Raw genomic sequence first — 26,999 nt, 5'->3', positions numbered from 1 at the left:
TTTAAGATTCAACGTCAAAAAGCCGGATCATCTGATTCGGCTTTTTGACGCATTTTTCTCATTTTATAAGGCTGCAGCTGGATTGGGCTGAGAGAGATATCGGTTTTTATTGAGAAGAACTGGCTGATTTGTTCGAGATGAATCAATATTTGAATCTGGAATAGACCTTGTGTTTTACAGGGGAATAGCAGGTTTTTACATAAATAAATATCGAATCTTTCTGCTGTGCATGGCATAGTGCCTTGAAGTATGTCTTGAAAAAAATGACTCAGCTATGAGCTTAAATACCCAGATATTCATTGCGGCAATTCTTGGCGCCGCTTTCGGTTTTATTCTGAATCTTTATCCTGAAAGCAGTTTTTTTAATACCAGCCTCTATGGTTTAGGGCTAATGAGCAGTGTATTTGTCGGTTTGCTGAAAATGCTGCTGATTCCGCTGATCTTCAGCTCTATTGTGGTCGGTGTATCTAACTTGCAGGCAGGCGGGCAGCTGAGCAGAACATGGAAAATCACTTTAGCCTGCTGTGTAACCACAACGACTTTAGCCCTTATTTTAGGCTTGGCTTGCGCACACTTATTTGCAGTCGGCAAAGGTGTGGATATTGCGATGTTTCAAGATGCCATGGCGCAGCACCAGAGTCCAGATACTTTGACGCCGTCATCTTTCTTTACCAATTTTATTCAAAATACGCTGATTAATCCCTTCAAGGCTTTTGCAGAAGGCAATGTGCTGGCTGTGGTGGTTTTTGCTTTGCTCATTGGTGTGGCTTTGGTAAAAGGCGGTGAACAATTCCGCAGTGTGCGTAAACTCAGTCAGCAGTTTTTTGACATCATGATGCTGATGATCGGCTGGGTAATGAAGCTGGCGCCATTGGGGATTTTTGCTTTATTGGCCAAGCTGATTGCAACAGAAGACATTTCAGTGCTGAGCCGTTTAGCTGAATTTGCTGCTGTGGTAACAGGGACAACGATTTTCCATGGCGCAGTGGTGCTGCCGCTGCTGCTGTGGATTTTTGGCAAAATGAACCCGATCACCTTTTTTAAGGGGACGCGGGCAGCCTTGATTACAGCCTTTGCGACCAGTTCCAGCTCTGCAACCATGCCGCTGTCGATGAAATGCGCGCAGGAAAATTTAGGTGTGCGTCCGCAAACTGCAGGTTTTGTCATCCCGCTGGGCACGCAGCTGAATATGGATGGCACGGCATTGTATGAAGCCGCGGCAGCTTTATTTGTTGCCAATTTAATGGGGCTGGATCTGAGCTTGGGACAGCAATTAATTGTCTACGCTACAGCGATGATTGCCTCATTAGGCGCGCCGGGCATTCCGAGTGCGGGCATGGTGACCATGATTATGGTGCTGCAGTCTGTGGGCCTGCCAGCTGAAGCGATTGCGATATTGCTGCCGATTGACCGGCTGCTGGATACGGTGCGCACAGTGGTGAATGTGCAGGGCGATATGATGATCAGTGTCGTGGTGGACCGCCATACGCGTGATTGTGATCTTCCCGCTTCGTCAGAGCCATAACACATCGGTAAATAAAAAAAGCAGGCCAATGGGCCTGCTTTTTTTATTTAAATGGATCTTAAAACTTTTTATGCTGCGACTTTTGGCAGTGCGTGTTTTGCGGCAGGGGATTGATCTAAATAAGCAATCGCATCTTCAGTTTTCGCTTCATGTACAGGGTCATACCATGGCATGAGGTAGCCTAGCTGCTGCGAAACCAGCCATAACGGGTGAGGCATCATTTGGTTGTCTTTTTGCGCAATACGCGCCCATTCACGCCAAATCCAAGGTTTGTACACAGCTGGCTTGATTGAGGCAAAGCGCGGGTCTTGTCCTAAAATATGCGCTGCGCCATCTGTCCATAGGCCAATGACTGCTACAATTACCAATAAGCTTTGATAATAGCGGGAAATGTAGCCGCCGCCTAAATGACGGTATAAATCAAATGCCACAGTACGGTGTTCAATTTCTTCTGCGCCATGCCATTTGACTAAATCCAGCATATTGGGATCTGCGCCTAAGCGTTCCCATTCCTTGTTATAAAGGACATACTTGCCCAGTACGCAGGTCATATGTTCGACGGTTGCAATAATCCCCAGACGGAATAAGTCCCACTGATGCTCAAGTATTTTGGGCACTTCGTATCCCATGGGCTGATCAGCCAATGCTTTGTTGAATAAGAAATCCATGATTTTTAAATTGCGGCTGACATCAATGCTGCGGACTGTTAAATATTCATTATTTGCAGAATTATGCGCCTGTGCATGCATAGCTTCTTGGCGGATAAAGGCGCGTACATCTTCTGCTAATTTTTCATCGGTAATTTTGGGTAAAACTTTGTTGTACAGACGGCAAAACCAAAATTCGCCTGCAGGTAAAATCATATTAATTTCATTAATAAAATAGCTGATAAAAGGCTGATTTGGAATCCAGTCAACGGGGGTATCCTGCCATTCAAATTTTACTTTGCGCGGTTTAATGCTGTAGCTGATCGAAGAGCCTATTTTTGAATTTTTGAGGCGGGAGAGTAATTTCATCTGACTGTCCTTATTTTAATTTTTGTGAAAATATGCACATTTATATAAAGTCAGTATGAAAAAAATATCCTGTATTGTAATTAGCAATACAGGACATTTGGTTGTCATAAAATGATAATTATTGTCAGACAATTTGACCTATCAGCAGTTAAGGCCGCTCTTTCGGCTGTTTGTCTGCAGATTCTTCAGTATTTGATGCCTCATCAGTTTCATGCAGTTCAGCGCTATTCAGCTCTTCGCTGTCAAAATCTGCATCAAAATCATCTGCTTCTGCATCTGGAATGCTTGCCAAATCAAACTCTGCAGCTTGTTCCAGCGTGAAGTTAAGGCGGCCGCCCATGATGCTGGCCAATTCTTCCAAACCTTGCTTATTTAAAGAAGAGAAGGTCTGAATGGAGAACTGAAGCTTCATTTTTTTCAGCTGCGCTTTGACTTCTTGCAGCGCTTTAGAGGCAGGGCCGCGGTTTAATTTATCTGATTTGGTCAGCAGCACATGCACGAACAATTTGCGTGAATATGCCCATTCCAGCATCATGACGTCAAAGTGCTGCAGCGGGTGGCGAATGTCCATGAGCAGAACAAGGCCTTGCAGGCTTTCACGGTGAATCAGGTAATTTTCGAGTTCTTTTTGCCAAACAATTTTCATCGCTTCAGGTACGGCCGCATAGCCATAACCCGGCAAATCGACCAAACGCTGGTCTGGATTGCCCAAGCTGAAAAAGTTGATCATTTGGGTGCGGCCAGGGCGTTTTGATGCGCGGGCCAATTGCTTTTGATTGGTTAAGGCATTAATTGCGCTAGATTTTCCTGCATTTGAGCGGCCGGCAAAAGCGATTTCATAGCCTGTATCTTCAACGCATAAATTCAGCTTTGGCGCGCTCATTAAGAATTCAGCTTTACGCAGCCAGTTTAATGCGCGTACAGAGTATTCAGTAATAGCTGGATCGACTTTTTTTTCGTAGCTGATCTTTTGCTTAGGCGCATGAGCTACCTTACTGTTTCTAGATTTTCCTCTGTGCTGATGCATAACTCGACTTCAATGACTGATTTACAAGCAGCCATTATAAAGGAACTCGTTCGGGCAAGCGAACTTTGATCTGAAAGATGCGCTGATCGAATGGAAAATGGGCGCGGTCACATCATAGATTGATCATTTGAATGGGAGACTGCGTAGTGTATTTTGATGAGGGCGGGGTGCTGAGGACATCTCCTAAGCTGTATTGGTCAAGGCTGTGATAAAACTGCTCCATCGCCTGATCTAAAATGCCTTTTAAACCGCAATTGCTGCGTAACACGCAGGGAGGCGTATTGCATTCCACAATCGGATTTTCACGCTGTAAAATCCGGACAATTTCACCAAGACGAAGCGTGAGTGCCTGAGGGTTAAGGCGAATGCCGCCGCCTTTGCCGCGGGCGGTAATCAGCCAGTCCTGTTTTCCCATAAAATGCACAATTTTCACTAAATGATTTTGCGATACGCACAGATCTTCGGCAATTTCCGCAATTGTATACGGCAGCGCTTTGGGCTGAGCGATATACATCAGAACACGTAAGGCATAATCGGTGAATTTATTCAGCTGCATGATAATACTGTAAGTGTAGGAGAAATAAATAAGGGTTAGTCTAGCATAACTAAACTAACCCTATTTTATTTCAAGCGGACGGGAGAGTTAGTGTTTTACACCGCCTGTGCCGAAAGCTTCACTGTGGATATTGGCCGCAGGAATGCCGCGGGCAATTAAAGCTTTCTGCTGTTCAGCCATAAATGGCATTGGACCGCAGAGGTAGTAATCTGCATTGACTGGCAAGATTGCAGTATCCATGCTGCCTAAGTCTAGACGGCCAGCAATGTCATAATCTTCACCTAATTTGTCACTGGCATGAGGGAACTCATACGCAGTAAAAGTGCTAAGGCGCGGATATTTTGCTTTCAAATCCTGAATGTGTTTATGCATAGCATGCACTTGTTTGCTGCGGCATGCATGGATAAAGGTCACAGGCTGCGGCATGTCTAAAGTGACCAGCTGATTCAGCATTGCAATCATCGGAGTTAAGCCAACGCCGCCGCTGATGAAGACATTGCGTTTATTTGGATCAATGAGATAGAAGTTGCCTGTTGGCGCAGATACTTCAATTTCTGAACCGGTCTCTAAGCCATGCAGCGTATTGGATACCCAGCCTGCAACCAAATCACCTTTTTGGTCTTCACGTTTCACGGAGATGCGTAAATAGTTGGTTTGCGGACTGGTAGACAGCGTATATTGACGCGGCTGTTTTAAACCCAGTTCATCAACCAATACACGTACTGAGATGTACTGGCCTGCTTCATATTTTGGTAAATCGCCGCCATCGGAAGGCTCAAGGTAGAATGAGGTGATTTCATCGCTTTCAACCACTTTTTTCGCAATTTTGAAATTGCGCCAGCCTAACCAGCTGCCTTTAGTTTGCTGATGCTGCTCATAAATCGCTTTTTCAGTGCTGATAAACAAATCTGCTAATTGTCCGTATGCTGCCGCCCAAGCTGCAATTAATGGATCTTCCATTGAAATGCTTAAGACTTCACTGATCGAGTGCAGCAAGTTTTCACCGACAATATTATAGTCCGGCGCTTGAATGTTAAGACTCACATGTTTGTGCGCAATTAATTCTACAACCGGTAAAAGTACAGACGGATCTTCAATATTTTCAGCATAGGCCAATACAGCGCCTGCCAAGGCTTGTGCCTGAGCGCCGCTGCGCTGATGCCCCATGTTAAAGGTTTCTTTAAGGTCAGGATTATTGCCCAACATGCGGTTATAGAAGTAACCCGTCAGCGCGACACCATTTTCACGTAGAACAGGAACAGTCGCTTTTACTAGGTCAATTTGCTGCGGAGTCATAGCTGATCTCTCATGGCTGTTATTTATAAGATGTATTTAAAATACATGTTTAAAAATATATTTGCAATACATGTTTTAGCAAAAACCATAAAAAAATTATGGAATATAAAAATATTCCATAATTTTGTACTTTTTGATTGGGCTTTTAGATTATTTTTTGCCGAAGAGAGAACCTAAGAGTCCACGGACAATTTTCTGTCCAGTTGAACCGCCAAGGCTGCGTGCGGCACTCTTGGCAAAGGTGCCAACGGTATCCTGAATCAGCTTTTCACGCTGTTTGGCTGCACGTTCAGCTTCTTTTTGCTGTTCGCGGACAATGCGCTCTTGTTCACGTGCCTGCTGTTTTTCTAAAGCTGCTTGGTCTTTGGCGTGCTGTTTGGCTCGGGCTTCCTGTTCTTTGGCTTGAGCTTTATCTTGTTCAGCTTGAGCGGCCTGCTGGTTACGGTCTGTCACTTTTTGCTGCAGCATTTCAAAAGCGCTCTCGCGGTCTGCTGCCTGATCATAAATGCCAGCAACAATACTTTGCGCCATGAGGGTTTTACGTTCATCTAAACTGATAGGCTCAAATGCTGAGTGCGGCGGCATAATCCAGCCGCGTTCGACCATTTGCGGTGTACCTTGCTCATCGAGGCAGCTGATAAGCGCCTCTCCGACACCCAGTTCGGTAATCGCTTGATCGACTTTAAATTCAGGGTTGGCGCGGAAAGTATCGGCTGCAGTTTTTACTGCTTTTTGATCTTTTGGAGTAAAGGCGCGTAGTGCGTGTTGTACGCGGTTACCCAGTTGTCCCAAAACACTTTCAGGTAAATCGAGTGGGTTTTGTGTGACAAAATAAATCCCGACGCCTTTAGAGCGGATCAAGCGCACCACCTGTTCAATTTTTTCCTGTAGTGCAGGACTGGCATTATCAAACAGCAAATGTGCTTCATCAAAGAAGAAAACCATTTTTGGCTTATCCATATCGCCAACTTCTGGTAGGCGTTCAAATAACTCAGAGAGCATCCACAGTAAGAACGTTGCATACAGTTTTGGCGTGTTCATCAGCTTGTCGGCAGCCAGTAAATTGATGTTGCCACGACCTTCGGCATCGGTTTGAATGAAATCCATAATATCTAAGGCGGGTTCGCCAAAAAACTTGTCTCCGCCCTGATCAGCCAGCGCCAGTAGATTGCGCTGAATTGCCCCTAAACTTGCGGGTGAAAGATTGCCATACTCGGTTTTAAATTCGGCTGCATGTTCGCTGACATGGCTGATTAACGCTTTGAGATCTTTAAAGTCGAGTAGCAATAAACCTTGGTCATCAGCAATACGGAAGATGGCAGATAACACACCTTCTTGTGTGTCATTCAGTTTGAGCATACGGGCAAGTAATAGTGGACCAATTTCAGAAATCGTAGTGCGAATCGGGTGACCTTGTTCACCAAATAAATCCCAAAACACCACGGGAGACGCGGCAAAAGGTACGGCAGCAATATTTAAACTTTGTATGCGCGCATCAAATTTAGCATTGCTTGCGCCAGCTTTGGCTAGGCTAGAAACATCCCCTTTGGCGTCGGCTAAAAATACTGGCACACCAATGCGTGAAAAGCTTTCTGCTAAAACTTTTAAGGTCACGGTTTTACCCGTGCCTGTCGCGCCAGCTATTAAGCCATGACGGTTGGCAAATTGAGAATGTAAAACCACGTCTTGTGTGGTGTCTTGGGTTTTCTTCGCAATAACAATTGGTGTGCCCATGGCTTGTCCTGTAATTATTCGAGTTGCTGTTTTTTCATTTGTTGTAACGCATTTTCTATATCTTGAATTAAATCCTGAGCATGTTCCAGTCCTATGCAGAAACGGACCAGCAAACCTTGTTGTAAATGTGTATGTTCAAGCACCCGCATATCTTTTAAGTTATATAGCATCACGAGACTGACAGGGCCGCCCCAGCTAAAGCCCAGTTTAAATAGCGTCAGAGCATCACAGAAATTGCGGATATCCTGCAGCGTATATTCAGGCTTAAAAATAACGCTGACTAAGCCTGCGCTATGGCCTTCGGTGCAAATTTCTTTCCAATACCGATGACCTGCAGAGTCTGCATTGGCTGGATGTAAAACTTGTACGAAATCAGGCTGCAACTTTAGCCAGTCCAGCAGCTGCAGCGCGCTTTTAGACTGATGCTCATAACGCAGCTGCATAGAAGGCAGGCTGCGCTGTATTTGAGCTGTATCATCCCCCGAAATTGAAATGCCTTGAATGGCATGCATGCGGAACAACTGATGATGCAGTTTTTGATCACGCGTCACGACAGAACCCATTAAAATGTCGCCGCCGCCGCTTGGATATTTGGTCAGCGCATGTACGGTCATGTCGACACTTAAATGTTCAGCGCCAAAGTCAAAGGCATTAAATGCCAGTCCCGCCCCCCAAGTATTATCCAGTGCTGTCAGTATATTGTGCGCTTGGGCTTTTTTGACCAGCGCAGTTAAATCCGGGAATTCTAAAGTAACGGAGCCTGCTGCTTCCAGCCAGATCAGTTTCGCTTTTTCAGAGGGAATAAAAGTAGCAGCATCAATTGGGCTGTAAACTTTGACTTGAATGCCATAGCGTGTTTCTAAATTGCGCAAATGCTCCATGTTTGGACCGTAAATATTATCTGCAACCCAAACTTCATCACCATGGCTTAAAAAGCATGAATTTACCAAATTGATAGCAGACAGTCCGCTAGGGGCAAGCAAGGCATATTGGCCGCCTTCAATCTGCGCGATGCTGTCGCCTAAAGTAAATGTAGTCGGCGTGCCGTGAGTGCCATAGCTGTAGTCATACTCATCTGTCCAATGGCGATTAAATAGGGCATCGGTATGTTTAAAAATGATTGTAGATGCACGAAATAGGGGAGGCTGAACCGTTTCTATATATTGCGGCGCTTTTCGTGGTGCATGAATGAGTTGGGTTTGCGTATTTCGTTTCACGGTTAAGCTCTAAAATAGGGTCAAATATTGAATTGAGATTAAGGGATTAGGGAAAAATACACCACAATGTGTGCAAATTGTTTACTGGAAGTACTCTAGGGCAGAAGTTGGCTTCATTTTTGCAAAAACACGCTATATAAAGAAACAACAATAGGAGCGCGCATGAAGCCGCAGTTGAAAGTACATTATTTTCAGCATATTGCTGGAGAAGGTTTTGGAAGCTGTTACGACTATTTAAAAAGCCTTGATGCGAAGGTATCGGCAACAGAGTTTTTTGCGCTGCCTGTAGACCGGCCTTTGGATATAGATGCTTTGCCGCATGTTGATGAAGTGGATCTGCTGATTATTATGGGCGGTGAGATGAGCGTAAATGATGAGGCGAACTACCCTTGGCTGAAAATTGAAAAACGCTGGATACGCCGTTACTTGGCTATGGGGAAACCAGTGATTGGCATCTGTCTTGGCGGACAGCTGGTCGCAAATGCGCTTGGCGCTGCAGTCAGCCGAAGCCCATTTCAAGAGCGCGGCTGGCATAATGTGCGGAAATTGAATCATGTGCCTGAGGGGAGTTTTGATTTTCCTGCGGAGTTTCAGGTTATGCAGTGGCATAGCGAAACTTTTGATATTCCGAAAGGCGCTGTGCATTTAGCGGAAAATCAGGTTTGCCGCAATCAAATGTATCAAATTGGCAATCATGTCCTATGCTTTCAATTTCATCCTGAAATTACACAGGATGCTTTAAAGCTGTTTTTAGCAAATGATGAAGATGCTGCAATATTCTCAGGTCAATATGTACAGCCTCAATCCGTTTTAAAATGCTCCAGTAAGGATAAATTTATTGAAGGAAATCAATTGCTAAATCAGGCCATAGCCTATGTTTTGCAAAGATCGGCATAAGGCTGGCGTTGAAAGCGGCTTGTATGCGAAATATATAGAAAAACACAATAAAAAGGCATTTTAGATTTGCTTATGCATTAAACAGTAGCTATAATGAGCGACCCTTTAATGAAAGGGGGTTGGCTGCGAGTAAAGCAGTTAACATCGTGACAGTCGCGGCATCGATCGTGACCTTAGTGATAACTCACTGCTCTTGACACTTGCCTTTATTAGTGGGGTGAGATGCGTCAAGAGTGATTCTTTATATTTTTGGCTTGGAGTTTACTGGTATGTCTAACCAGAGAATTCGTATCCGTCTTAAGTCTTTTGATCACCGTTTAATTGATCAATCTTCTCAAGAAATCGTAGAAACAGCAAAACGTACTGGCGCGCAAGTTTGCGGTCCAATTCCAATGCCTACACGCATTGAACGTTTTAACGTTTTAACATCACCGCACGTAAACAAAGATGCTCGTGACCAATACGAGATCCGTACTTACAAACGTTTGATCGACATCGTTCAGCCTACAGACAAAACTGTAGATGCATTGATGAAGTTGGATCTTGCAGCTGGTGTTGATGTTCAGATCGCATTGGGTTAAGGCTTTAGGTTAATTAACGAATTATAAAAGTTAATTAAGCCGCTTTTTTAGAGGTTAATGCACATGGCTATTGGTTTAGTCGGTCGCAAGTGCGGTATGACACGTATCTTTACAGATGCTGGTGTTTCTGTACCTGTTACAGTGATTGAGGTTGATCCTAACCGCATCACTCAAATCAAAACGCTTGAAACTGATGGTTATCAAGCAATTCAAATCACTACTGGTGAACGTCGCGAATCTCGCGTAACTAACGCTCAGAAAGGCCACTTCGCGAAAGCGGGTGTTGCTGCTGGCCGTCTAGTTCAAGAATTCCGCGCTACAGAAGCTGATCTTGAAGGTCGTGAAGTTGGCGCTACGCTAACTGTTGACATGTTCACAGTTGGTCAAATCGTTGACGTAACTGGTACGTCTAAAGGTAAGGGTTTCCAAGGCGGTGTTAAGCGCTGGAACTTCCGTACTCAAGACGCTACTCACGGTAACTCTGTATCTCACCGTGTTTTAGGTTCTACAGGTCAAAACCAGACTCCTGGTCGCGTATTCAAAGGCAAAAAAATGGCTGGCCATTTAGGTGCTGAACGCGTAACTACACAGGGTCTTGAAATCGTTGCTATCGACACAGAACGTTCAGTTCTAGTTGTTAAAGGCGCGGTTCCTGGTGCTACTGGTGGCGACGTAACTGTTCGTCCTACTATCAAGGCCTGAGGGGAAATAACGTGAATTTAAATACTGTTTCCGGCTCTGCTGTTGAATTGTCTGAAGTTGCGTTTGGTCGTGACTTTAACGAAGCTCTTGTTCACCAAGTTGTTACAGCTTATTTAGCTGGCGGCCGTCAAGGTTCAAAAGCTCAAAAATCACGCGCAGACGTTGCTGGCGGCGGCAAAAAGCCATTCCGTCAAAAAGGTACTGGCCGCGCTCGTGCTGGTTCTATTCGTAGCCCAATCTGGGTTGGCGGCGGTAAAACTTTTGCTGCTCGTCCACAAGACTGGTCTCAAAAAGTGAACCGCAAAATGTACCGCGGTGCAATGCAATGTATCCTGGCTGAACTTGTTCGCCAAGACCGTCTTGTATTGGTTGAAGAGTTTGCTGTAGCTGCTCCAAAAACTAAAGACTTGCTTGCTAAGCTTAACGACTTAAACGCAACTCGTGCGTTGATCGTTACAGATGCTGTTGATGAAAACTTGTATCTTGCTGCTCGCAACCTTCCGCACGTAGATGTGGTTGATGCTGCTGCAATCGATCCTGTTAGCTTGATCGCGTTTGATAAAGTTGTTATGTCTGTAGCTGCTGCTAAGAAAATTGAGGTAGAACTCGGATGAACAACGAACGTTTATATCAAGTCCTCAAAGGACCTGTTTTCTCAGAAAAAGCACAAGTTTTAGGCGAAACTGCTGGTGTTCAAGTGTTCAAAGTTGCACTAGATGCAAACAAACTTGAAATCAAAAAAGCTGTTGAGCAACTGTTTGGTGTTCAAGTTGTTAAAGTTAACACTACGATCACTAAAGGTAAAACAAAACGCTTTGGTAAAACATTAGGACGCCGTTCTGATGTTAAAAAAGCATACGTCACCCTGAAAGCTGGCCAAGATGTTGAAATGGCTGACTTGGGCGATACCGCTGAAAACGCAGCGGAATAAGGACGAAAATTATGCCGATTCAAAAATGTAAGCCAACGTCTCCAGGACGTCGCTTTGTAGAGAAAGTGGTTCATGATCACCTTCACAAAGGCGCTCCATACGCTCCGTTGGTTGAAGCTAAAAAACGTACTGGCGGCCGTAACAACAATGGTCACATTACTACACGTCACGTTGGTGGCGGTCATAAGCAGCACTACCGTCTAGTTGACTTCAAACGCAACAAAGATGGCATTCCTGCAACTGTAGAACGTATTGAATACGATCCTAACCGTACTTCTCATATTGCACTTGTGCTTTATGCAGACGGTGAGCGTCGCTATATCATTGCTCCTAAAGGCCTTCGCGCTGGCGATAAAGTACAATCTGGTAACGATGCTCCAATCCGTCCAGGTAACTGCTTGCCGCTTCGCAATATGCCAATCGGTTCTACTCTTCACAACATCGAATTGAAAATCGGTAAAGGCGCTCAATTAGTGCGTTCTGCTGGTACTTCAGCTCAGTTGTTGGGTCGTGACGGTTCTTACGCAATCATTCGTCTACGTTCAGGCGAAATGCGTAAAGTACACGTTGAATGCCGCGCTGTGTTAGGTGAAGTATCTAACTCAGAAAGCAACCTTCGTTCACTTGGTAAAGCTGGTGCTGCTCGCTGGCGCGGCGTTCGTCCTACTGTTCGCGGTATGGCGATGAACCCGGTAGATCACCCGCACGGTGGTGGTGAAGGTCGTAACAAAGGTATTCAACCTGTAAGCCCATGGGGTCAAAAAGCTAAAGGGTACAAAACACGTACCAATAAGCGTACGACTAAGATGATCATTCGCGACCGTCGCGTTAAGTAACAAGTAAAGGAATCTGACAATGCCTCGTTCTCTGAAAAAAGGCCCATTCGTCGATGCGCACTTGTTCGCTAAGGTTGAAGCGGCTATCGCGGCTAATAACCGTAAGCCGATCAAAACTTGGTCGCGTCGTTCGATGATCTTACCGGATTTTGTTGGTCTAACAATTTCTGTACACAATGGCCGTAACCATGTTCCAGTAATCGTATCTGAACATATGGTTGGTCATAAATTAGGTGAATTCGCGCCAACTCGTACCTATCGTGGTCACGGTGTTGACAAGAAGTCTAAACGTTAATAGGTGCTATGATGGAAGTAACTGCTAAATTACGCGGTGCCGCTATCTCGGCACAAAAAGTTCGTTTGGTTGCAGACCTTATCCGCGGCAAATCTGTTGCGCATGCGCTTAACATTTTAACTTTCAGCAACAAAAAAGCTGCAGTTATTGTTAAGAAAGCATTAGAGTCTGCGATTGCAAACGCTGAACACAATAACAGTTTAGATGTGGACGATCTTAAAGTTTCTACGATCTACGTTGATGAAGGCACTAGCCTTAAGCGTATTTTGCCGCGTGCTAAAGGCCGTGCAGATCGTATTACTAAGCGTACTTGTCACATCACCGTTAAGGTAGGGGTTTGATATGGGTCAGAAGGTTCATCCAATCGGTATCCGCCTAGGTGTTGTGAAACGTCATAACGCTAACTGGTATGCGAATCCGAAACAATACGCTGAATACTTGCTTAAAGATTTGCAAGTTCGCGAGTTTTTAACTAAAAAACTTAAGAACGCAATGATCAGCAATATTCTTATCGAACGTCCTACAGGCGCTGCTAAAATTACAATTAGCACTGCTCGTCCTGGTATCGTTATCGGTAAAAAAGGCGAAGACATTGAGAAACTACAACGCGAATTAACAGCCATTATGGGTGTTCCTGCGCAAGTAAGCATCAACGAAATTGATCGCCCAGACTTAGACGCTCGCCTAGTTGCTGAAGCTATTGCTTCTCAATTAGAAAAACGCGTTATGTTCCGCCGCGCTATGAAGCGTGCGGTACAGAACTCTATGCGTGCTGGCGCTAAAGGTATCAAAGTTGAGGTTTCAGGCCGTCTAGGCGGTGCAGAAATCGCGCGTACTGAATGGTACCGTGAAGGCCGTGTGCCTTTGCATACTCTTCGTGCAGACATCGACTATGCTACTATGCGTGCTGAAACTACTTACGGTACGATCGGCGTTAAAGTATGGATCTTCCGCGGTGAGATCTTGGGCGGCATGAAACAAGTCATGAACCCAGCTCCAGCTGAAGAACGTCCAGCTAAACGTGGCCGTGGTCGTGGTGAAGGTCAAGAGCGTCGTGGTCGTCGCAATGATCGTTCTGCTGAAAAAGGAGAATAATCCATGTTGCAACCAAAACGTACTAAATTCCGTAAAGTGCAAAAAGGCCGTAACACTGGTCTTGCGCACCGTGGCAGCAAAGTATCTTTCGGTACAATCGCTCTTAAATCAGTTGAACGCGGTCGCATGACAGCGCGTCAAATTGAAGCAGCGCGTCGTACAATCAGCCGTCGTATTAAGCGTGGTGGTAAGATCTTTATCCGTGTTTTCCCGGACAAGCCAATTACTGAAAAACCATTAGAAGTTCGTATGGGTAAAGGTAAAGGTTCTGTGGAATACTGGGTTTGCGAAATCAAACCAGGTAAAGTCTTGTACGAAATTGATGGTGTTAACGAAGAATTGGCTACAGAAGCATTTAAGCTTGCTGCTGCTAAACTTCCGTTCAAAACCGCTATCGTTACTCGGACGGTGATGTAATGAAAACTAAAGATCTACGTGAAAAGTCGGTAGAAGAGTTGACAGCTTTGCTTGATGAGCAACAGCTAAACCAATTCCGTCTTCGTATGGCAAAAGCAACTGGTCAATTGGGTAAATCGCATGAAGTTGCGCTTACTCGCAAGACTATTGCTCGTATCAAGACCCTCCTTACCGAAAAACAGGGGAACGGACAATGAGTGAGCAAACAGTTCGCACGTTAACAGGCAAAGTAGTAAGCGACAAGATGGATAAGTCTATCGTTGTTCTTATTGAGCGCCGCGTTCAACACCCGTTGTATGGCAAATTAATCCGCCGTTCAACAAAATTACATGCTCATGATGAAAACAACACAGCTAAACTTGGCGATGTTGTAACAATCAAAGAATGCCGCCCAATGTCTAAAACTAAGTCTTGGACTTTAGTTTCAGTTATTGAAGCTGCAGCTGAGTAATTAACGTTCTTGTTGCATCATCGGTCAATTTCGAGTACTCTTTGAGCCTTTCGAAATTGCGACCGGTGATGCTCGGTTTTGGAGTAGGGCTATGATTCAGACCGAAACTATGCTCGACGTAGCAGACAACAGTGGTGCACGCCGCGTACAATGTATTAAAGTACTAGGTGGCTCACATCGTCGTTATGCTTCTGTTGGCGACATTATTAAAGTTACTGTAAAAGAAGCTATTCCTCGCGCACGTGTTAAAAAAGGTGACGTGATGAATGCTGTTGTTGTACGTACAAAATTCGGCATCCGCCGTCCAGATGGCTCTGTTATCCGTTTTGATGACAATGCAGCTGTTATTTTGAACAACAACAAGGCACCGATTGCAACTCGTATCTTTGGACCAGTGACTCGTGAACTTCGTACTGAACAGTTCATGAAAATTATTTCACTGGCTCCTGAAGTTCTATAAGAGGCAATCATGGCTAAGATTCAAAAAGGCGACCAAGTAATTGTGATCGCAGGTAAAGAAAAAGGCAAACAGGGCACAATCCTGTCTGTTTCTAATGACCGTGTTATGGTTGAAGGCCTTAACTTGGTTAAGAAGCATCAAAAGCCGAACCGTGCAACTGGTGCTGAAGGCGCTGTAGTTACACAGGAAGCTTCGCTTCACATCTCTAACGTGGCAATTTTTAATGCTACAACCCAAAAGGCTGACCGTGTTGGTTACCAAGTGATTGACGGCGTGAAAACTCGCGTATTCAAATCAAATGGTGAATCAGTGGCGGTAGCGAAGTAATAGGTTGAGAAGGCAATGGCCAGACTTAAAACGCGTTACAACGACGAACTTAAAGCTCAGTTACAAGAGACTTTAGCCGTTAAAAATGTGATGGATATTCCTCGCATTACTAAAATCACGATCAACATGGGTGTTGGCGCAGCTGCTGCTGACAAAAAACTCCTTGATGGTGCTCTTGCTGATATGCAAGCGATTGCTGGTCAAAAACCAGTTCTTACGTTAGCTCGTAAATCTATCGCTGGTTTCAAAATCCGTGATGGTTGGCCAATCGGCTGTAAAGTTACTTTACGCGGCGAACGCATGTACGAATTCTTAGACCGTCTGATCTCGATTGCGATCCCTCGTATCCGTGACTTCCGTGGTTTCTCTGCGAAATCATTTGACGGCCGCGGCAACTACTCAATGGGTCTTAAGGAACAAATCATGTTCCCTGAAATCGATTTTGATAAGATTGACCGTATTCGTGGTATGGATATTACCATTACTACGACTGCCCGCACTGATGACGAAGGCCGTGCGCTTATGCGTGCATTCGGCTTCCCGTTCAAATAAGAGGTCGATATGGCTAAGAAAAGTATGATTAATCGCGAATTGAAACGCGAAGCTACTGTTGCTAAATACGCTGCAAAACGTGCTGAATTAAAAGCAATTATTGCAAACGTAAATGCTAGCGACGAAGAGCGTTTCGAAGCGATGATGAAATTCCAAGCATTACCACGTAATGCGTCTCCAGTACGTCTACGTAACCGTTGCGGTTTAACTGGTCGTCCTCATGGTTACTTCCGTAAGTTCGGTCTAAGCCGTAACAAATTACGTGATACAGTAATGCAAGGCGATGTGCCGGGCGTTGTTAAGGCAAGCTGGTAAGGAGCACTATAAATGAGTATGCAAGATACCGTTGCCGACATGCTAACACGTGTTCGTAACGCGCAAATGGCTAAGAAACAAACTGTTTCTATGCCTAACTCTAAGTTGAAAGTTGCTATTGCAAACGTTCTTCAACAAGAGGGTTATATCGCTGATGTAGCTGTTGCTGACAATGAAGGCAAAGCGACTTTAACGATTACTTTAAAATATTTCGAAGGCAAACCAGTTATCGAAACTGTGAAACGCGTAAGCCGTCCAGGTCTACGTCAGTATCGCGGTAAAGATGCACTTCCGAGCGTTAAGCAAGGTTTAGGTATTGCAATTGTTTCTACAAGCAAAGGCATCATGACTGATCGCGCTGCACGTGCTGCAGGCGTTGGTGGTGAAGTTATTGCTTTTGTTTCTTAATAGGTGATTCCTCATGTCTCGTGTGGCTAAAGCCCCAGTAACTGTACCTAACGGTGTAACAGTTACTCAGAACGGCCGGCAGGTCGAAGTGAAAGGCACTAAAGGTACATTGTCTTTCAACCTGCATGCGCTGGTCGAGCTTAAACAGGAAGACGGTTCTCTAGCTGTTGCTCCAAAAGCTGAGTCGAAAGACGCTTGGATGCAAGCTGGTACTGCTCGCGCTGTGCTGAACAACCTTGTAAAAGGTGTTAGCGAAGGTTTCGAACGTAAGTTACAGCTTATCGGTGTTGGTTATAAAGCTGCGGTTAAAGGTAATGTTATTAACCTTAACCTTGGTTTCTCTCACCCGATCGACTACAACCTTCCTGAAGGTGTAACTGCTGAAACTCCAATTGCAACTGAAATCGTACTTAAGTCAGCTGACAAAGCTAAATTAGGTCAAGTTGCTGCGGAAATCCGCGGTTACCGTCCGCCAGAGCCTTATAAAGGTAAAGGTGTTCGTTATTCTGACGAAGTTGTACTTCGTAAAGAAGCTAAGAAGAAATAAGGCGCGAGGTTCTTATGAACGAAAAGAAACAATCCCGTTTGCGTCGTGCGAAAAGCACACGCTTGCACATTCGTGCATTGGGTGCGACTCGTTTGTGTGTAAACCGCACACCGCGTCACATCTATGCTCAAGTTATTTCAGCAGATGGTGGCAAAGTATTAGCGCAAGCTTCTACTTTAGACGCTACTTTACGTGCTGGTACAACTGGTAACGTTGAAGCAGCTCAGAAAGTAGGTGCTTTAATCGCAGAACGCGCTAAAGCAGCTGGTGTTACTAAAGTTGCATTTGACCGTTCTGGTTTCAAATATCATGGTCGTATCAAAGCCTTGGCTGATGCTGCTCGTGAAAACGGTTTGGAGTTCTAATCATGGCTAAAGTTGAACAAAACGAAGGTCTTGTAGAGAAGTTGGTAGCCGTTGACCGTGTTGCCAAAGTTGTTAAAGGTGGTCGTATCTTCTCTTTCACAGCATTAACTGTTGTGGGTGACGGTAATGGTCGCGTAGGTTTTGGTCGCGGTAAAGCTCGTGAAGTTCCAGCTGCTATTTCTAAAGCGCTTGAAGCTGCACGCCGCAACATGATTACTGTTGACCTTGTTAACGGTACTGTTCAGCACCCTATTAACGCTCGTCACGGTGCAAGCCGCGTTTACATGCAGCCTGCTTCTGAAGGTACTGGTGTAATTGCTGGCGGCGCTATGCGTGCAGTTCTAGAAGCTGTTGGCGTACGTAACGTATTAACTAAGTGTTATGGCTCTACAAATGCTGCTAACGTAGTAAACGCAACTTTCAACGGTTTGCGTGATATGACTTCTCCTGAGAAAGTCGCTGCGAAACGTGGTTTGACTGTAGAACAAATTCAAGGGTAATCAATCATGAAAACGATTAAAGTTACCCAGACTAAATCTGCATCGCACCGCTTGAAAAATCACAAGCTTAGCCTTAAAGGTTTACGTCTGCGTCGTATTGGTCATACTGTAGAAGTGCAAGATACGCCTTCTAACCGCGGTATGATCAACCAAGTTTACTATATGGTTAGTGTAGAGGAATAAGCCATGACTCTGCGTTTAAATACTATTGCACCTGCAGAAGGTGCTAAACGTGACAACCTTCGTCTAGGCCGTGGTATCGGTTCTGGCGTTGGTAAGACTGGCGGCCGCGGTGTCAAAGGTCAAAACTCACGTAAGAGCGGTGGTACACGTCCAGGCTTCGAAGGCGGTCAAACAGCGTTATACCGTCGTTTGCCTAAATTCGGTTTCACTAGCCAATTGGCTTTAAAAACTGCTGAAGTACGTTTATCAGAACTTTCTAAAGTTGAAGGCGACATCGTGTCTCTAGAAACTTTAAAAGCTGCTAACGTTGTACGTAAAGATATGATTCGTGCACGTATCGTACTTTCTGGTGAAATTACTCGTGCTTTCACTGTTCAAGGTGTTGCATTGACTAAAGGCGCTAAAGCTGCTGTTGAAGCTGCTGGCGGCAAAGTCGAGGAGTAATCCCCAGTGTCTATGTCTCCTAGCTCGTCAGGTCATGTCAACATGATGAAAGGTCAGCCTTTTCACGTGAAATACCGTGAAATTATCCGCCGAATGATGTTCCTCATCGGGGCGTTGCTGGTTTTTCGGCTAGGGGCGCATATTCCGGTACCGGGCATTAATAATGCTGCGCTTGAAAATCTCTTTAATGCAAACCAAGGCACGATCCTTGGTTTGTTTAATATGTTTTCGGGCGGCGCATTAGAGCGTATGTCCATTCTTGCTTTAGGCATCATGCCGTATATCTCTGCATCCATTATCGTGCAGCTGATGTCAACAGTGGTGCCTTCGCTCGAAGCTTTGAAAAAAGAAGGCGAGCAAGGCAAGCGGAAAATAAATCAGTACACGCGTCAAGGCACATTGTTTCTTGCACTTGTGCAAGCAATCGGTATGTGTGCAGGCCTGATTAGTCAAAATATTACTTTGTCTACAGGTATGGCATTTTATGTACCGGCCGTAACTTCTTTGGTTGCCGGCACAATGTTCTTAATGTGGCTGGGTGAGCAAATTACCGAGCGCGGAGTAGGAAATGGTATATCCATGATCATCTTCGCCGGTATTGTTGCAGGTTTGCCGAACTTAGTTCTGCAATCATTTACTTCAATTGACAATGGTCAATCAAGCTTGATTGGTCTGGCAGTTTTGGCTGTTCTGTCTATTGCAGTACTTGCAGCAATTGTTTTTATTGAGAAAGCGCAGCGTCGCATTCCAGTAAACTATGCCCAAAAGCAGCAAGGTCGTCGTGTATTTACTGCTCAGCAAACACATTTGCCATTGAAAATTAATATGGCGGGTGTCATCCCTGCAATTTTTGCAAGTTCATTGCTTTTGTTCCCAGCGAGCTTAGGTCAGTGGGTTGGCAGTGCAGATCCTGAAGCAGGTTTTATTAAGCGCGGTCTGCAAGACTTGGCACTCGTGTTGTCGCCTGGACAGCCAATGTATTTGGTACTCTTCGGCGCGTTAATTATCTTCTTCTGTTATTTCTATACTGCGCTAGTATTTAGCCCGAAAGAAGTTTCAGAGAATCTTAAGCGCAGCGGAGCATATGTACCGGGTATTCGACCAGGTGAGCAAACTGCTCGTTACTTAGATCATATTCTCAATCGTTTGACGTTTATCGGCGCGATTTATATCACAGTCATCTGTTTAATGCCGATGATTCTGCAAAGCTCGTTTGGCATTCCATTCAGCTTGGGCGGTACATCTTTACTGATTGTAGTGGTTGTTGTGATGGACTTTATGGCTCAGCTTCAAGCTCATCTGACTTCGCATCAATATGACGATCAATCGTTAATGAGAAAAACGACCGCTCATCCTAAGGGATAAGCGCACTTAGAGGTTTCATCATGAAAGTACAAGCTTCTGTAAAGAAAATTTGTGGTAGCTGTAAAGTTATCCGTCGTAATGGGGTTATTCGCGTAATTTGCAGCGCAGAACCTCGTCATAAGCAGCGTCAAGGTTAATCTGATCAAGACCTGTTGATTTCAGTAGGCTAATTAGGTTATTATCCGCCCCTCAAGATTTTTGTGGGGCGGTTGATTGTCTTAACTGCCTTTTTGGAGAAAATTGAATGGCTCGTATTGCCGGTGTAAACATTCCGGATAACAAGCATGCTGTTATCTCTCTAACGTACATCTTCGGTGTAGGCCGCCACACTGCTAAGAATATCTTAGCTGCTGTAGGTATCGCTACTACAACTAAGATCCGTGAATTAGATGACGCTCAGCTTGATGCGATTCGTGCAGAAGTTGCTAAGGTTCCGACCGAAGGTGACTTACGTCGCGAAATTTCCATGAACATTAAACGTTTAATGGATTTAGGCTGCTACCGCGGTCTTCGTCATCGTCGCAGCTTGCCTGTCCGCGGTCAACGCACCAAAACTAACGCACGTACCCGTAAAGGTCCGCGCAAACCTATTAAGAAATAAGATTTCTGGAAGCTAAAAGATGGCTAAAGATACTCGCACACGCAAGAAGGTCACTCGTACCGTCTCTGAAGGTGTTGCACACATTCACGCTTCTTTTAATAACACCATTGTGACTATTACCGATCGTCAAGGTAATGCACTGGCTTGGGCTACCTCTGGTGGACAAGGCTTCCGTGGATCACGTAAATCAACACCGTTTGCTGCTCAGGTAGCTGCTGAAGTTGCTGGTAAAGCTGCTTTAGATTACGGTTTGAAAAACTTGGACGTCCTTGTAAAAGGTCCTGGTCCAGGTCGTGAATCTGCGGTTCGTGCTTTAGGTGCAGTGGGTTATAAAATTAACAGCATTACCGATGTGACGCCAATCCCGCACAACGGTTGCCGTCCACCTAAAAAACGTCGCGTGTAAGGAGAAACATTCATGGCTCGTTATATTGGTCCAAAATGCAAACTCTCTCGCCGCGAAGGGACAGACCTGCAATTAAAATCTGGCGTTAAACCATTTGACGTCAAAACAAAAAAAGCTGCTAAAGCTCCTGGCCAACATGGCGGCGCTCGTGGCGGCAAACAATCTGAGTACTCACTACAATTACGTGAAAAACAAAAAGTACGTCGTATGTACGGTGTTTTAGAGCGTCAATTTAGTAACTACTACAAAGAAGCTGCTCGTGTTAAAGGCGCAACAGGTGAAAACTTGTTGAAATTGCTTGAAAGCCGTCTAGATAACGTTGTTTATCGCATGGGTTTTGGTTCTACACGTGCAGAAGCTCGTCAGCTTGTATCTCACCGTTCTATCACTTTAAATGGCCGCCGCGTGAACATCGCGTCTATCCAAGTTAAAGCTGGTGACGTGATTGCAGTTCACGAAGGCGCTAAACAGCAATTGCGTATCAAAAATGCAATTGAATTAGCTGCTCAACGTGGTCTTCCTTCTTGGATGGAAATTGACCATTCTAAATTGGAAGGTACATTTAAAGCTGCACCAGATCGTTCTGATTTACCTGCTGAAATCAACGAAAGCTTGATTGTAGAATTGTATTCTAAATAATCCTTGAGGTGGCAATAATGACGCGTACTGCAAATGAGTTTCTAACTCCGCAAGCGATTAAGGTCGAAGCGGCAAGCGGGACCTCGGCAAAAGTTATTCTAGAACCTTTAGAGCGTGGTTTTGGCCACACTCTTGGTAATGCTTTACGTCGCATCCTTCTTTCTTCTTTGCCTGGCGCTGCTGTGGTTGAAGTTGAAATTGAAGGTGTCGAACACGAGTACAGTACTTTGGAAGGCTTGCAGCAGGACATCGTCGAGCTCTTGCTGAACCTAAAAGGATTGTCTATTAAGCTGTTCGATCAAAATGAAGCTTATTTGACATTAGAGAAACAAGGTCCAGGCGACGTAACTGCGGCTGACCTTCGTTTACCTCACAATGTTGAAGTGGTTAACCCTGAACACTTGATCGGCACCCTAAGTGCTACAGGCAATCTTAAGATGCGCCTGAAAGTTGCTCAAGGCCGCGGCTACGAGACTTCTGACTCACGCTTCCCAGAAGGCGAAACTCGCCCAGTGGGTCGTTTACAGTTAGATGCTTCTTACAGCCCGATCAAACGCGTATCTTACACAGTTGAAAATGCTCGTGTAGAACAGCGTACTGACCTTGATAAACTGATCATTGATCTTGAAACAAATGGTACGGTTGATCCAGAAGAAGCAATCCGCAAAGCAGCGACAATTTTGCAGCAGCAAATTGCGATCTTTGTTGATCTTCAGAAAGATCAAGCGCCAGTTGCTCAAGAGCCTCGTGAAGAAGTTGATCCAATCTTGCTTCGTCCAGTAGATGATCTAGAGCTTACTGTTCGTTCTGCTAACTGTTTGAAAGCAGAAAATATTTACTACATTGGCGATCTTGTTCAGCGTACTGAAGTTGAGTTGTTAAAAACTCCTAACTTAGGTAAAAAATCGTTGACTGAGATTAAAGATGTTCTAGCTTCGAAAGGCTTGCAGCTTGGCATGCGTTTAGAAAACTGGCCACCAGCTAGTTTACGCATGGACGACCGCTTTGCCTATCGCAGCCGTTAATTAAGTAGGACTATCACCATGCGTCATCGTAATAGTGGTGTGAAATTAGGCCGTACAAGCAGCCACCGTAAGGCGTTGTTTCAAAACTTAACAAATGCTTTAGTAGAGCATGAGTTAATTAAAACAACTTTGCCTAAAGCGAAAGAACTTCGCCGCGTTGCTGAGCCTTTAATCACTTTAGCTAAAAACGATACTGTTGCAAACCGCCGTTTAGCGTTTGCTCGTACTCGTTCAGCAGCAACTGTTGGTAAATTATTTACCGTTCTTGGCCCTCGTTACAAAGAACGTAACGGCGGTTATCTACGTGTTCTTAAAGCGGGCTTCCGTGCAGGTGATGCTGCGCCGATGGCTTACGTTGAGCTAGTAGATCGCGAAGTTAAATAATTTCGAACGAGAACGACAATTGTTGTTCAAAAAGCCGGCTGACTCAGCCGGTTTTTTTATGCCTGTATAAAAAAATTGTCTGACAATTTAATCGTTTGTCCTTAAATGATACGTAATTTGTCTGAAATTATTCAACTTGACATTGTGTATTGTCAAATTTGTGTTTTAATAAAAATATAAAGCTGAGATAGGTTAAAAGAAGAACATGGAAAAACAAGTTGATATTCTTATTGTCGGTGCAGGCATTTCTGGACTAGGCATTGCTGCGCATTTATCGAAATCATGTCCGCACCGTTCATTTGAAATTATTGAACGCCGTGAGAGCTTTGGCGGTACGTGGGATTTTTTTAAATACCCAGGTATTCGTTCAGATTCAGATATGTCTACATTCGGTTTCAATTTTAAACCCTGGCGGAAGGCAAGTGTGCTTGCTGATGGCGCATCCATTAAAGGTTATTTGGGTGAGGTGGTTGAAGAATATAATTTGAAATCAAAAATTCATTTTCAGCACCGTGTTCTGAGTGCGAATTATGATTCTGCATCTCAGAAGTGGACTGTTGTGGTTGAAAATGCAGCAAAGAAAAAAGAAGCTTGGGTCGCAAATTTTGTATTAGGCTGTACAGGCTATTACAACTACGATCAAGGCTTCCAGCCAGATTTTCCAAATCAAAGCGAGTTTAAAGGCCAATTTATTCATCCGCAGCACTGGCCGGAAAACTTAGATTATCAAGGCAAGAAAGTCGTTATTATTGGCAGCGGCGCGACAGCAATTACCTTAGTGCCTGCGCTGGCTAAAGGCGGTGCAGGGCATGTGACTATGCTGCAGCGTTCACCGACATATATTGCTTCGATCCCGTCAGTGGATATGATTTATGACAAGATGCGTAAAGTGCTGCCTGAAGATGTAGCGTATAAGCTGACACGTGCGCGTAATATTGGCGTTCAGCGTGCGGTCTATGCTGTTGCGCAGAAGCAGCCTGAGCTGCTGCGTAAGTTTCTTTTGACTTCGATAAAAATGCAGCTGAAAGGCAAAGTAGACATGAAACACTTTACGCCTAAATATAATCCTTGGGATCAGCGTTTATGTGTTGTGCCTGATGGTGACCTATTTAAGATTTTACGTGAAGGCCGTGCCAGTGTTGAAACAGATCAGATTGAAAAATTCACTGCGGCTGGTGTTCAGTTAAAATCTGGTAAACATTTAGATGCCGATATTGTGGTTTCAGCGACTGGTTTAAATATTCAGATTCTCGGCGGCATTAAAGCAACGATTGACGGTAAGGCGCTGAATACTTCAGAGCATATGCTGTATCAAGGTATTATGGTCAGCGATGTGCCAAATATGGCCATGATTATTGGCTATATCAATGCGTCTTGGACATTGAAAGTGGATATTGCATCTGAATATATTTGCCGTCTGCTGAATTTTATGGACTCAAAAGGCTTTACAGAAGTTATTCCGAAGGGCGATGCTTCGCAGCTTGAGCAAGATACCGTGATGGGCAGCCTGTCTTCTGGCTATATTGCCCGCGCTGCTGATGTCATGCCTAAGCAAGGTAAAAGCGGTCCTTGGCGTGTAACCAATAATTACTTGGCAGACCGTAAGTCGCTGAAAAATGCCAGTTTTGAAGATGGTGTCCTGAAGTTTGGCAAAGGTGTATCTGCATCGGCGCCGAAACCGCGTTTAGTCTCTTAGATAATATTGAATATTTTATAAAAAAGGGCCTTCGGGCTCTTTTTTTACGCGTGAATTTAAATTCAGTTTTTTTGCTTTGCAAAACAGTTCATTTCATAGACTATGGGGTGGCAATTAAGGAAGATAAAATATGAATATTCACGTACAGCAATTCAAGCTGCCATATCAGCAGGGACATTTGCATGCGGTCTCTTGGCAGCATGCCAAAACAGATTTAACGCTTGCTCCGATTATTTTGATGCACGACTCTTTGGGCAGTACCGCACTGTGGCGCGATTTCCCCGCGCAGCTGGCGATACAGAGCGGACGTCAAGTTTATGCCTATGACCGCTATGGTTTTGGTTTATCTGCCCAAGCGCGGGCACCTTTAACGCTGGATTTTGTGCTGACTGAGGCAACCGATGCTTTTAAAGCGTTGCTGGAGTATTTTCAGTTCAGTCAGTTTATTGTTTTAGGACATAGTGTGGGCGGCGGAATGTCTGCTGTAATTGCGGCTGAATATCCGCAGCAATGCCAAGGGCTAATAACGATTGCGGCCCAGTATGAAGTAGAAGAACTGACGTTAAACGGTATTCGAGAAGCAAAGGTCGGTTTTCAGCAAGCTGAACAGCTGGAGCGTCTGGAGAAATATCATCCAGATAAAGCGCAGTGGGTGCTGGATGCATGGACTGAAACATGGCTTTCGCCTGAATTTAGACAATGGACTTTGGCATCAGTGCTGCATAAGGTAATTTGCCCATCTTTAATCATTCATGGCGAGCTGGATGAATATGGCAGTACAGCGCAGCCGCAGCAGCTTTTTAATGGTGTGGCTGGACAGGCGGAAATGCATATCTTAGAAGGTCTCCATCATATGCCGCACAAGGAGCAGCCAGAGCTGGTTCAAGCAATAATCTGCGAGTTCTTAGAAGAATTAGAATGCTGAATTAAAAAACGCCAATATCTTGGCGTTTTATTTTTAAAACTGTGTATTTAGAGTGAACGTGAAATTAGTTCTTTCATAATTTCATTGGTGCCTGCATAAATGCGGTTGGCGCGGTTGTCTAAATAAGCGCGTGCAATTGGATATTCCAGCATATAGCCATAACCGCCATGCAATTGCAGACATTCATCAACAACTTTTGAGAACATCTCCGAAATTTTATATTTGGCGGCCGCTGCTGCGTCGATTCCCAGTTGTTCTTCAAGCTGCAGCTCCATGCAGCGGTCTAAATAGGCGCGGCAAAAATCAATTTCGGTACGCAGTTCAGCCAATTTAAAGCGGCTATTTTGAAAAGTGCCGATAGGTTTGCCAAATGCTTTACGGTCTTTGGTATATTGCACTGTATGCGCAAATGCTGTTTCTGCCCCAGCTTGGCAAATGATTGCGACCAGCATGCGCTCCCAAGCCAGTTCTTTCATCAGCATCATAAAGCCCATGCCTTCCATGCCCAGCAGGTTTTCTTTAGGCACACGAACATTGTCAAAAAACAATTCGCAGGTGTCTTGGCCCTTCATGCCGATTTTATTTAAGGGTTTGCCTTTGCTGAAACCTGCACGGTCAGCTTCTACCATAATCAGTGACAGATTGGCAGAGCCTTTTTCACTGTTTCCTGTTTTGCAGACGACGATGGCCATATCGCATAAGTAGCCGTTGGTAATAAAAATTTTAGAGCCATTGATAATGTATTCATCGCCATCTAAAACGGCTGAAGTTCGGACTGCCTGTAAGTCTGATCCAGTACCAGGTTCAGTCATCGCAATGGCAGTCACTGTTTCACCGCTGGCCATTTTGGGCAGCCAGAACAGTTTTTGCTGTTCATTGCCGAAGTTATTAATGTAATTGGCTACAATATCGGAGTGCAGGGAGAAACCTGTTGCAGAATCCATAGCATAGGCTTGTTCTTCAATCAGAATCATGCTGTAAAGGCGGTCCACGCCAGAGCCGCCATAAGCCTCAGGCATCGTGCTGCACAGCAGTCCCATTTCACCTGCTTTATTCCAAAGATCACGGTCCACATGCTGCTGTTCCTCATAGCGGGCAATATTCGGGACAACTTCTTTTTCATAAAATTTACGCACGCTGTCGCGAAAAGCATCATGGTCAGCATTAAATAAAGTGCGCGGCAGCATATTGGGAATTGGGCGTATTGCTCCAGATTGCATTGAAATCCTCCTGATCTTGTTATTTTTACACTTTGAAATTAATCGAATGCAGAAAAGGGGA

At 44.7% G+C, this 26,999-nt stretch carries 38 protein-coding genes and 1 pseudogene; 32 read left to right on the top strand and 7 right to left on the bottom strand.

All coding sequences use genetic code 11. The features are described from left to right. The first annotated feature begins 274 nt into the window (after positions 1 to 274). The gene (locus D7V32_RS06405; RefSeq protein WP_120402056.1) at positions 275 to 1,525 is read left to right on the top strand and encodes a dicarboxylate/amino acid:cation symporter; all 1,251 of its coding nucleotides are present in this window, start codon (positions 275 to 277) and stop codon (positions 1,523 to 1,525) included. A 68-nt stretch (positions 1,526 to 1,593) separates the two neighbouring features. Here the strand turns inward: D7V32_RS06405 and D7V32_RS06400 are convergent, their stop codons facing one another. The 6 genes from D7V32_RS06400 to D7V32_RS06375 form a co-directional block, all read right to left on the bottom strand. Next, positions 1,594 to 2,541 carry a metal-dependent hydrolase gene (locus tag D7V32_RS06400; RefSeq protein ID WP_120402055.1) on the bottom strand — a complete coding sequence of 316 codons (948 nt, stop codon included), beginning with the start codon at positions 2,539 to 2,541 and terminating at the stop codon, positions 1,594 to 1,596. Between the two features lie 148 nt (positions 2,542 to 2,689). Then, positions 2,690 to 3,568, bottom strand: coding sequence for a ribosome biogenesis GTP-binding protein YihA/YsxC (gene yihA, locus D7V32_RS06395; protein ID WP_120402054.1), 879 nt, complete (start codon positions 3,566 to 3,568; stop codon positions 2,690 to 2,692). 112 nt (positions 3,569 to 3,680) lie between these two features. After that, the gene (locus D7V32_RS06390) at positions 3,681 to 4,124 is read right to left on the bottom strand and encodes an RrF2 family transcriptional regulator (RefSeq protein WP_120402053.1); all 444 of its coding nucleotides are present in this window, start codon (positions 4,122 to 4,124) and stop codon (positions 3,681 to 3,683) included. Positions 4,125 to 4,211: 87 nt separating this feature from the next. Further along, the gene (hmpA, locus tag D7V32_RS06385) at positions 4,212 to 5,420 is read right to left on the bottom strand and encodes an NO-inducible flavohemoprotein (protein WP_106984027.1); all 1,209 of its coding nucleotides are present in this window, start codon (positions 5,418 to 5,420) and stop codon (positions 4,212 to 4,214) included. Between the two features lie 150 nt (positions 5,421 to 5,570). After that, positions 5,571 to 7,154, bottom strand: coding sequence for a helicase HerA-like domain-containing protein (locus D7V32_RS06380; RefSeq protein WP_120402052.1), 1,584 nt, complete (start codon positions 7,152 to 7,154; stop codon positions 5,571 to 5,573). 14 nt (positions 7,155 to 7,168) lie between these two features. Next, complete coding sequence (locus D7V32_RS06375) at positions 7,169 to 8,371, bottom strand: PLP-dependent transferase (RefSeq protein WP_120402051.1); 1,203 nt, start codon at positions 8,369 to 8,371, stop codon at positions 7,169 to 7,171. A 162-nt stretch (positions 8,372 to 8,533) separates the two neighbouring features. On the opposite strand from D7V32_RS06375, the gene D7V32_RS06370 reads away from it, so the two are divergent. The 31 genes and pseudogenes from D7V32_RS06370 to D7V32_RS06220 all read left to right on the top strand — a co-directional run bounded on the left by D7V32_RS06370 (position 8,534) and on the right by D7V32_RS06220 (position 25,718). Next, positions 8,534 to 9,268 (top strand): type 1 glutamine amidotransferase, encoded by a 735-nt coding sequence (locus D7V32_RS06370; protein ID WP_120402050.1) that lies wholly within the window; start codon positions 8,534 to 8,536, stop codon positions 9,266 to 9,268. 269 nt (positions 9,269 to 9,537) lie between these two features. Next, positions 9,538 to 9,849 (top strand): 30S ribosomal protein S10, encoded by a 312-nt coding sequence (gene rpsJ / locus D7V32_RS06365; RefSeq protein ID WP_004725677.1) that lies wholly within the window; start codon positions 9,538 to 9,540, stop codon positions 9,847 to 9,849. 63 nt (positions 9,850 to 9,912) lie between these two features. Further along, positions 9,913 to 10,551 (top strand): 50S ribosomal protein L3, encoded by a 639-nt coding sequence (gene rplC, locus D7V32_RS06360; RefSeq protein ID WP_120402049.1) that lies wholly within the window; start codon positions 9,913 to 9,915, stop codon positions 10,549 to 10,551. Between the two features lie 11 nt (positions 10,552 to 10,562). Then, entirely contained in the window at positions 10,563 to 11,165 is a 603-nt protein-coding gene (gene rplD / locus D7V32_RS06355) for a 50S ribosomal protein L4 (RefSeq protein ID WP_120402048.1), read from the top strand. After that, positions 11,162 to 11,482, top strand: coding sequence for a 50S ribosomal protein L23 (gene rplW, locus D7V32_RS06350; RefSeq protein ID WP_120402047.1), 321 nt, complete (start codon positions 11,162 to 11,164; stop codon positions 11,480 to 11,482). The genes rplD and rplW overlap by 4 nt, the downstream gene beginning before the upstream one ends. 11 nt (positions 11,483 to 11,493) lie before the next feature. Beyond that, positions 11,494 to 12,318 carry a 50S ribosomal protein L2 gene (gene rplB / locus D7V32_RS06345; RefSeq protein WP_120402046.1) on the top strand — a complete coding sequence of 275 codons (825 nt, stop codon included), beginning with the start codon at positions 11,494 to 11,496 and terminating at the stop codon, positions 12,316 to 12,318. Positions 12,319 to 12,337: 19 nt separating this feature from the next. Continuing rightward, the gene (gene rpsS / locus D7V32_RS06340; RefSeq protein WP_004281508.1) at positions 12,338 to 12,613 is read left to right on the top strand and encodes a 30S ribosomal protein S19; all 276 of its coding nucleotides are present in this window, start codon (positions 12,338 to 12,340) and stop codon (positions 12,611 to 12,613) included. Between the two features lie 11 nt (positions 12,614 to 12,624). After that, a complete protein-coding gene (rplV, locus tag D7V32_RS06335) occupies positions 12,625 to 12,954 on the top strand; it encodes a 50S ribosomal protein L22 (RefSeq protein ID WP_120402045.1) in 330 nt (109 codons plus the stop codon). 1 nt (position 12,955) lies between these two features. Then, positions 12,956 to 13,769 (top strand): annotated as a pseudogene (gene rpsC, locus D7V32_RS06330) (30S ribosomal protein S3); the annotation flags it as partial. Further along, on the top strand, positions 13,712 to 14,125 hold the full coding sequence (rplP, locus tag D7V32_RS06325; RefSeq protein ID WP_120402043.1) for a 50S ribosomal protein L16: 414 nt from the start codon (positions 13,712 to 13,714) through the stop codon (positions 14,123 to 14,125). The pseudogene rpsC and the gene rplP, both read left to right, overlap by 58 nt. Beyond that, a complete protein-coding gene (gene rpmC / locus D7V32_RS06320) occupies positions 14,125 to 14,322 on the top strand; it encodes a 50S ribosomal protein L29 (RefSeq protein ID WP_004650482.1) in 198 nt (65 codons plus the stop codon). Before rplP ends, rpmC begins: the two co-directional genes overlap by 1 nt. After that, positions 14,319 to 14,576 (top strand): 30S ribosomal protein S17, encoded by a 258-nt coding sequence (gene rpsQ / locus D7V32_RS06315; protein ID WP_120402042.1) that lies wholly within the window; start codon positions 14,319 to 14,321, stop codon positions 14,574 to 14,576. The genes rpmC and rpsQ overlap by 4 nt, the downstream gene beginning before the upstream one ends. Before the next feature lie 91 nt (positions 14,577 to 14,667). After that, positions 14,668 to 15,036 carry a 50S ribosomal protein L14 gene (gene rplN / locus D7V32_RS06310; protein WP_001982634.1) on the top strand — a complete coding sequence of 123 codons (369 nt, stop codon included), beginning with the start codon at positions 14,668 to 14,670 and terminating at the stop codon, positions 15,034 to 15,036. 9 nt (positions 15,037 to 15,045) lie between these two features. Next, positions 15,046 to 15,363 (top strand): 50S ribosomal protein L24, encoded by a 318-nt coding sequence (rplX, locus tag D7V32_RS06305; protein WP_120402041.1) that lies wholly within the window; start codon positions 15,046 to 15,048, stop codon positions 15,361 to 15,363. Between the two features lie 15 nt (positions 15,364 to 15,378). Further along, positions 15,379 to 15,915: a 50S ribosomal protein L5 gene (gene rplE / locus D7V32_RS06300; RefSeq protein WP_004691311.1), complete on the top strand. Its 537-nt coding sequence runs from the start codon at positions 15,379 to 15,381 to the stop codon at positions 15,913 to 15,915. Between the two features lie 9 nt (positions 15,916 to 15,924). Then, on the top strand, positions 15,925 to 16,230 hold the full coding sequence (gene rpsN / locus D7V32_RS06295; RefSeq protein WP_087527386.1) for a 30S ribosomal protein S14: 306 nt from the start codon (positions 15,925 to 15,927) through the stop codon (positions 16,228 to 16,230). A gap of 12 nt (positions 16,231 to 16,242) precedes the next feature. Beyond that, positions 16,243 to 16,638, top strand: a complete 396-nt coding sequence (rpsH, locus tag D7V32_RS06290) for a 30S ribosomal protein S8 (protein WP_120402040.1) — start codon at positions 16,243 to 16,245, stop codon at positions 16,636 to 16,638. Between the two features lie 13 nt (positions 16,639 to 16,651). Beyond that, positions 16,652 to 17,185, top strand: a complete 534-nt coding sequence (rplF, locus tag D7V32_RS06285; RefSeq protein WP_120402039.1) for a 50S ribosomal protein L6 — start codon at positions 16,652 to 16,654, stop codon at positions 17,183 to 17,185. Positions 17,186 to 17,199: 14 nt separating this feature from the next. Further along, entirely contained in the window at positions 17,200 to 17,550 is a 351-nt protein-coding gene (rplR, locus tag D7V32_RS06280; RefSeq protein WP_004281497.1) for a 50S ribosomal protein L18, read from the top strand. A gap of 2 nt (positions 17,551 to 17,552) precedes the next feature. Next, positions 17,553 to 18,050 carry a 30S ribosomal protein S5 gene (gene rpsE / locus D7V32_RS06275; protein WP_004691304.1) on the top strand — a complete coding sequence of 166 codons (498 nt, stop codon included), beginning with the start codon at positions 17,553 to 17,555 and terminating at the stop codon, positions 18,048 to 18,050. A 6-nt stretch (positions 18,051 to 18,056) separates the two neighbouring features. Then, positions 18,057 to 18,233, top strand: coding sequence for a 50S ribosomal protein L30 (gene rpmD, locus D7V32_RS06270; protein ID WP_120402038.1), 177 nt, complete (start codon positions 18,057 to 18,059; stop codon positions 18,231 to 18,233). Between the two features lie 3 nt (positions 18,234 to 18,236). After that, on the top strand, positions 18,237 to 18,677 hold the full coding sequence (gene rplO / locus D7V32_RS06265) for a 50S ribosomal protein L15 (protein ID WP_120402037.1): 441 nt from the start codon (positions 18,237 to 18,239) through the stop codon (positions 18,675 to 18,677). Positions 18,678 to 18,722: 45 nt separating this feature from the next. Beyond that, positions 18,723 to 20,042 carry a preprotein translocase subunit SecY gene (secY, locus tag D7V32_RS06260; protein WP_171407594.1) on the top strand — a complete coding sequence of 440 codons (1,320 nt, stop codon included), beginning with the start codon at positions 18,723 to 18,725 and terminating at the stop codon, positions 20,040 to 20,042. Positions 20,043 to 20,062: 20 nt separating this feature from the next. Beyond that, a complete protein-coding gene (gene rpmJ / locus D7V32_RS06255) occupies positions 20,063 to 20,179 on the top strand; it encodes a 50S ribosomal protein L36 (RefSeq protein WP_000867907.1) in 117 nt (38 codons plus the stop codon). A 107-nt stretch (positions 20,180 to 20,286) separates the two neighbouring features. Further along, on the top strand, positions 20,287 to 20,643 hold the full coding sequence (gene rpsM, locus D7V32_RS06250; RefSeq protein ID WP_086189595.1) for a 30S ribosomal protein S13: 357 nt from the start codon (positions 20,287 to 20,289) through the stop codon (positions 20,641 to 20,643). A 19-nt stretch (positions 20,644 to 20,662) separates the two neighbouring features. Further along, the gene (gene rpsK, locus D7V32_RS06245; RefSeq protein ID WP_001040166.1) at positions 20,663 to 21,049 is read left to right on the top strand and encodes a 30S ribosomal protein S11; all 387 of its coding nucleotides are present in this window, start codon (positions 20,663 to 20,665) and stop codon (positions 21,047 to 21,049) included. Positions 21,050 to 21,061: 12 nt separating this feature from the next. After that, positions 21,062 to 21,688, top strand: coding sequence for a 30S ribosomal protein S4 (gene rpsD, locus D7V32_RS06240; RefSeq protein ID WP_120402035.1), 627 nt, complete (start codon positions 21,062 to 21,064; stop codon positions 21,686 to 21,688). Positions 21,689 to 21,705: 17 nt separating this feature from the next. After that, entirely contained in the window at positions 21,706 to 22,713 is a 1,008-nt protein-coding gene (locus D7V32_RS06235) for a DNA-directed RNA polymerase subunit alpha (protein WP_034587449.1), read from the top strand. Between the two features lie 18 nt (positions 22,714 to 22,731). After that, a complete protein-coding gene (gene rplQ / locus D7V32_RS06230) occupies positions 22,732 to 23,097 on the top strand; it encodes a 50S ribosomal protein L17 (protein WP_004641032.1) in 366 nt (121 codons plus the stop codon). A 205-nt stretch (positions 23,098 to 23,302) separates the two neighbouring features. Further along, positions 23,303 to 24,793 carry a flavin-containing monooxygenase gene (locus D7V32_RS06225; protein WP_120402034.1) on the top strand — a complete coding sequence of 497 codons (1,491 nt, stop codon included), beginning with the start codon at positions 23,303 to 23,305 and terminating at the stop codon, positions 24,791 to 24,793. A gap of 130 nt (positions 24,794 to 24,923) precedes the next feature. Further along, complete coding sequence (locus tag D7V32_RS06220; protein ID WP_120402033.1) at positions 24,924 to 25,718, top strand: alpha/beta fold hydrolase; 795 nt, start codon at positions 24,924 to 24,926, stop codon at positions 25,716 to 25,718. A 47-nt stretch (positions 25,719 to 25,765) separates the two neighbouring features. Here D7V32_RS06220 and D7V32_RS06215 read toward each other — a convergent pair whose 3' ends face one another. After that, positions 25,766 to 26,938 carry an acyl-CoA dehydrogenase family protein gene (locus D7V32_RS06215; RefSeq protein ID WP_120402032.1) on the bottom strand — a complete coding sequence of 391 codons (1,173 nt, stop codon included), beginning with the start codon at positions 26,936 to 26,938 and terminating at the stop codon, positions 25,766 to 25,768. Positions 26,939 to 26,999: the final 61 nt, after the last annotated feature.

Source organism: Acinetobacter tianfuensis (genome assembly GCF_003611465.1).
Lineage (GTDB): Bacteria > Pseudomonadota > Gammaproteobacteria > Pseudomonadales > Moraxellaceae > Acinetobacter > Acinetobacter tianfuensis.
This window is presented reverse-complemented; position numbering and strand designations above follow the sequence as displayed.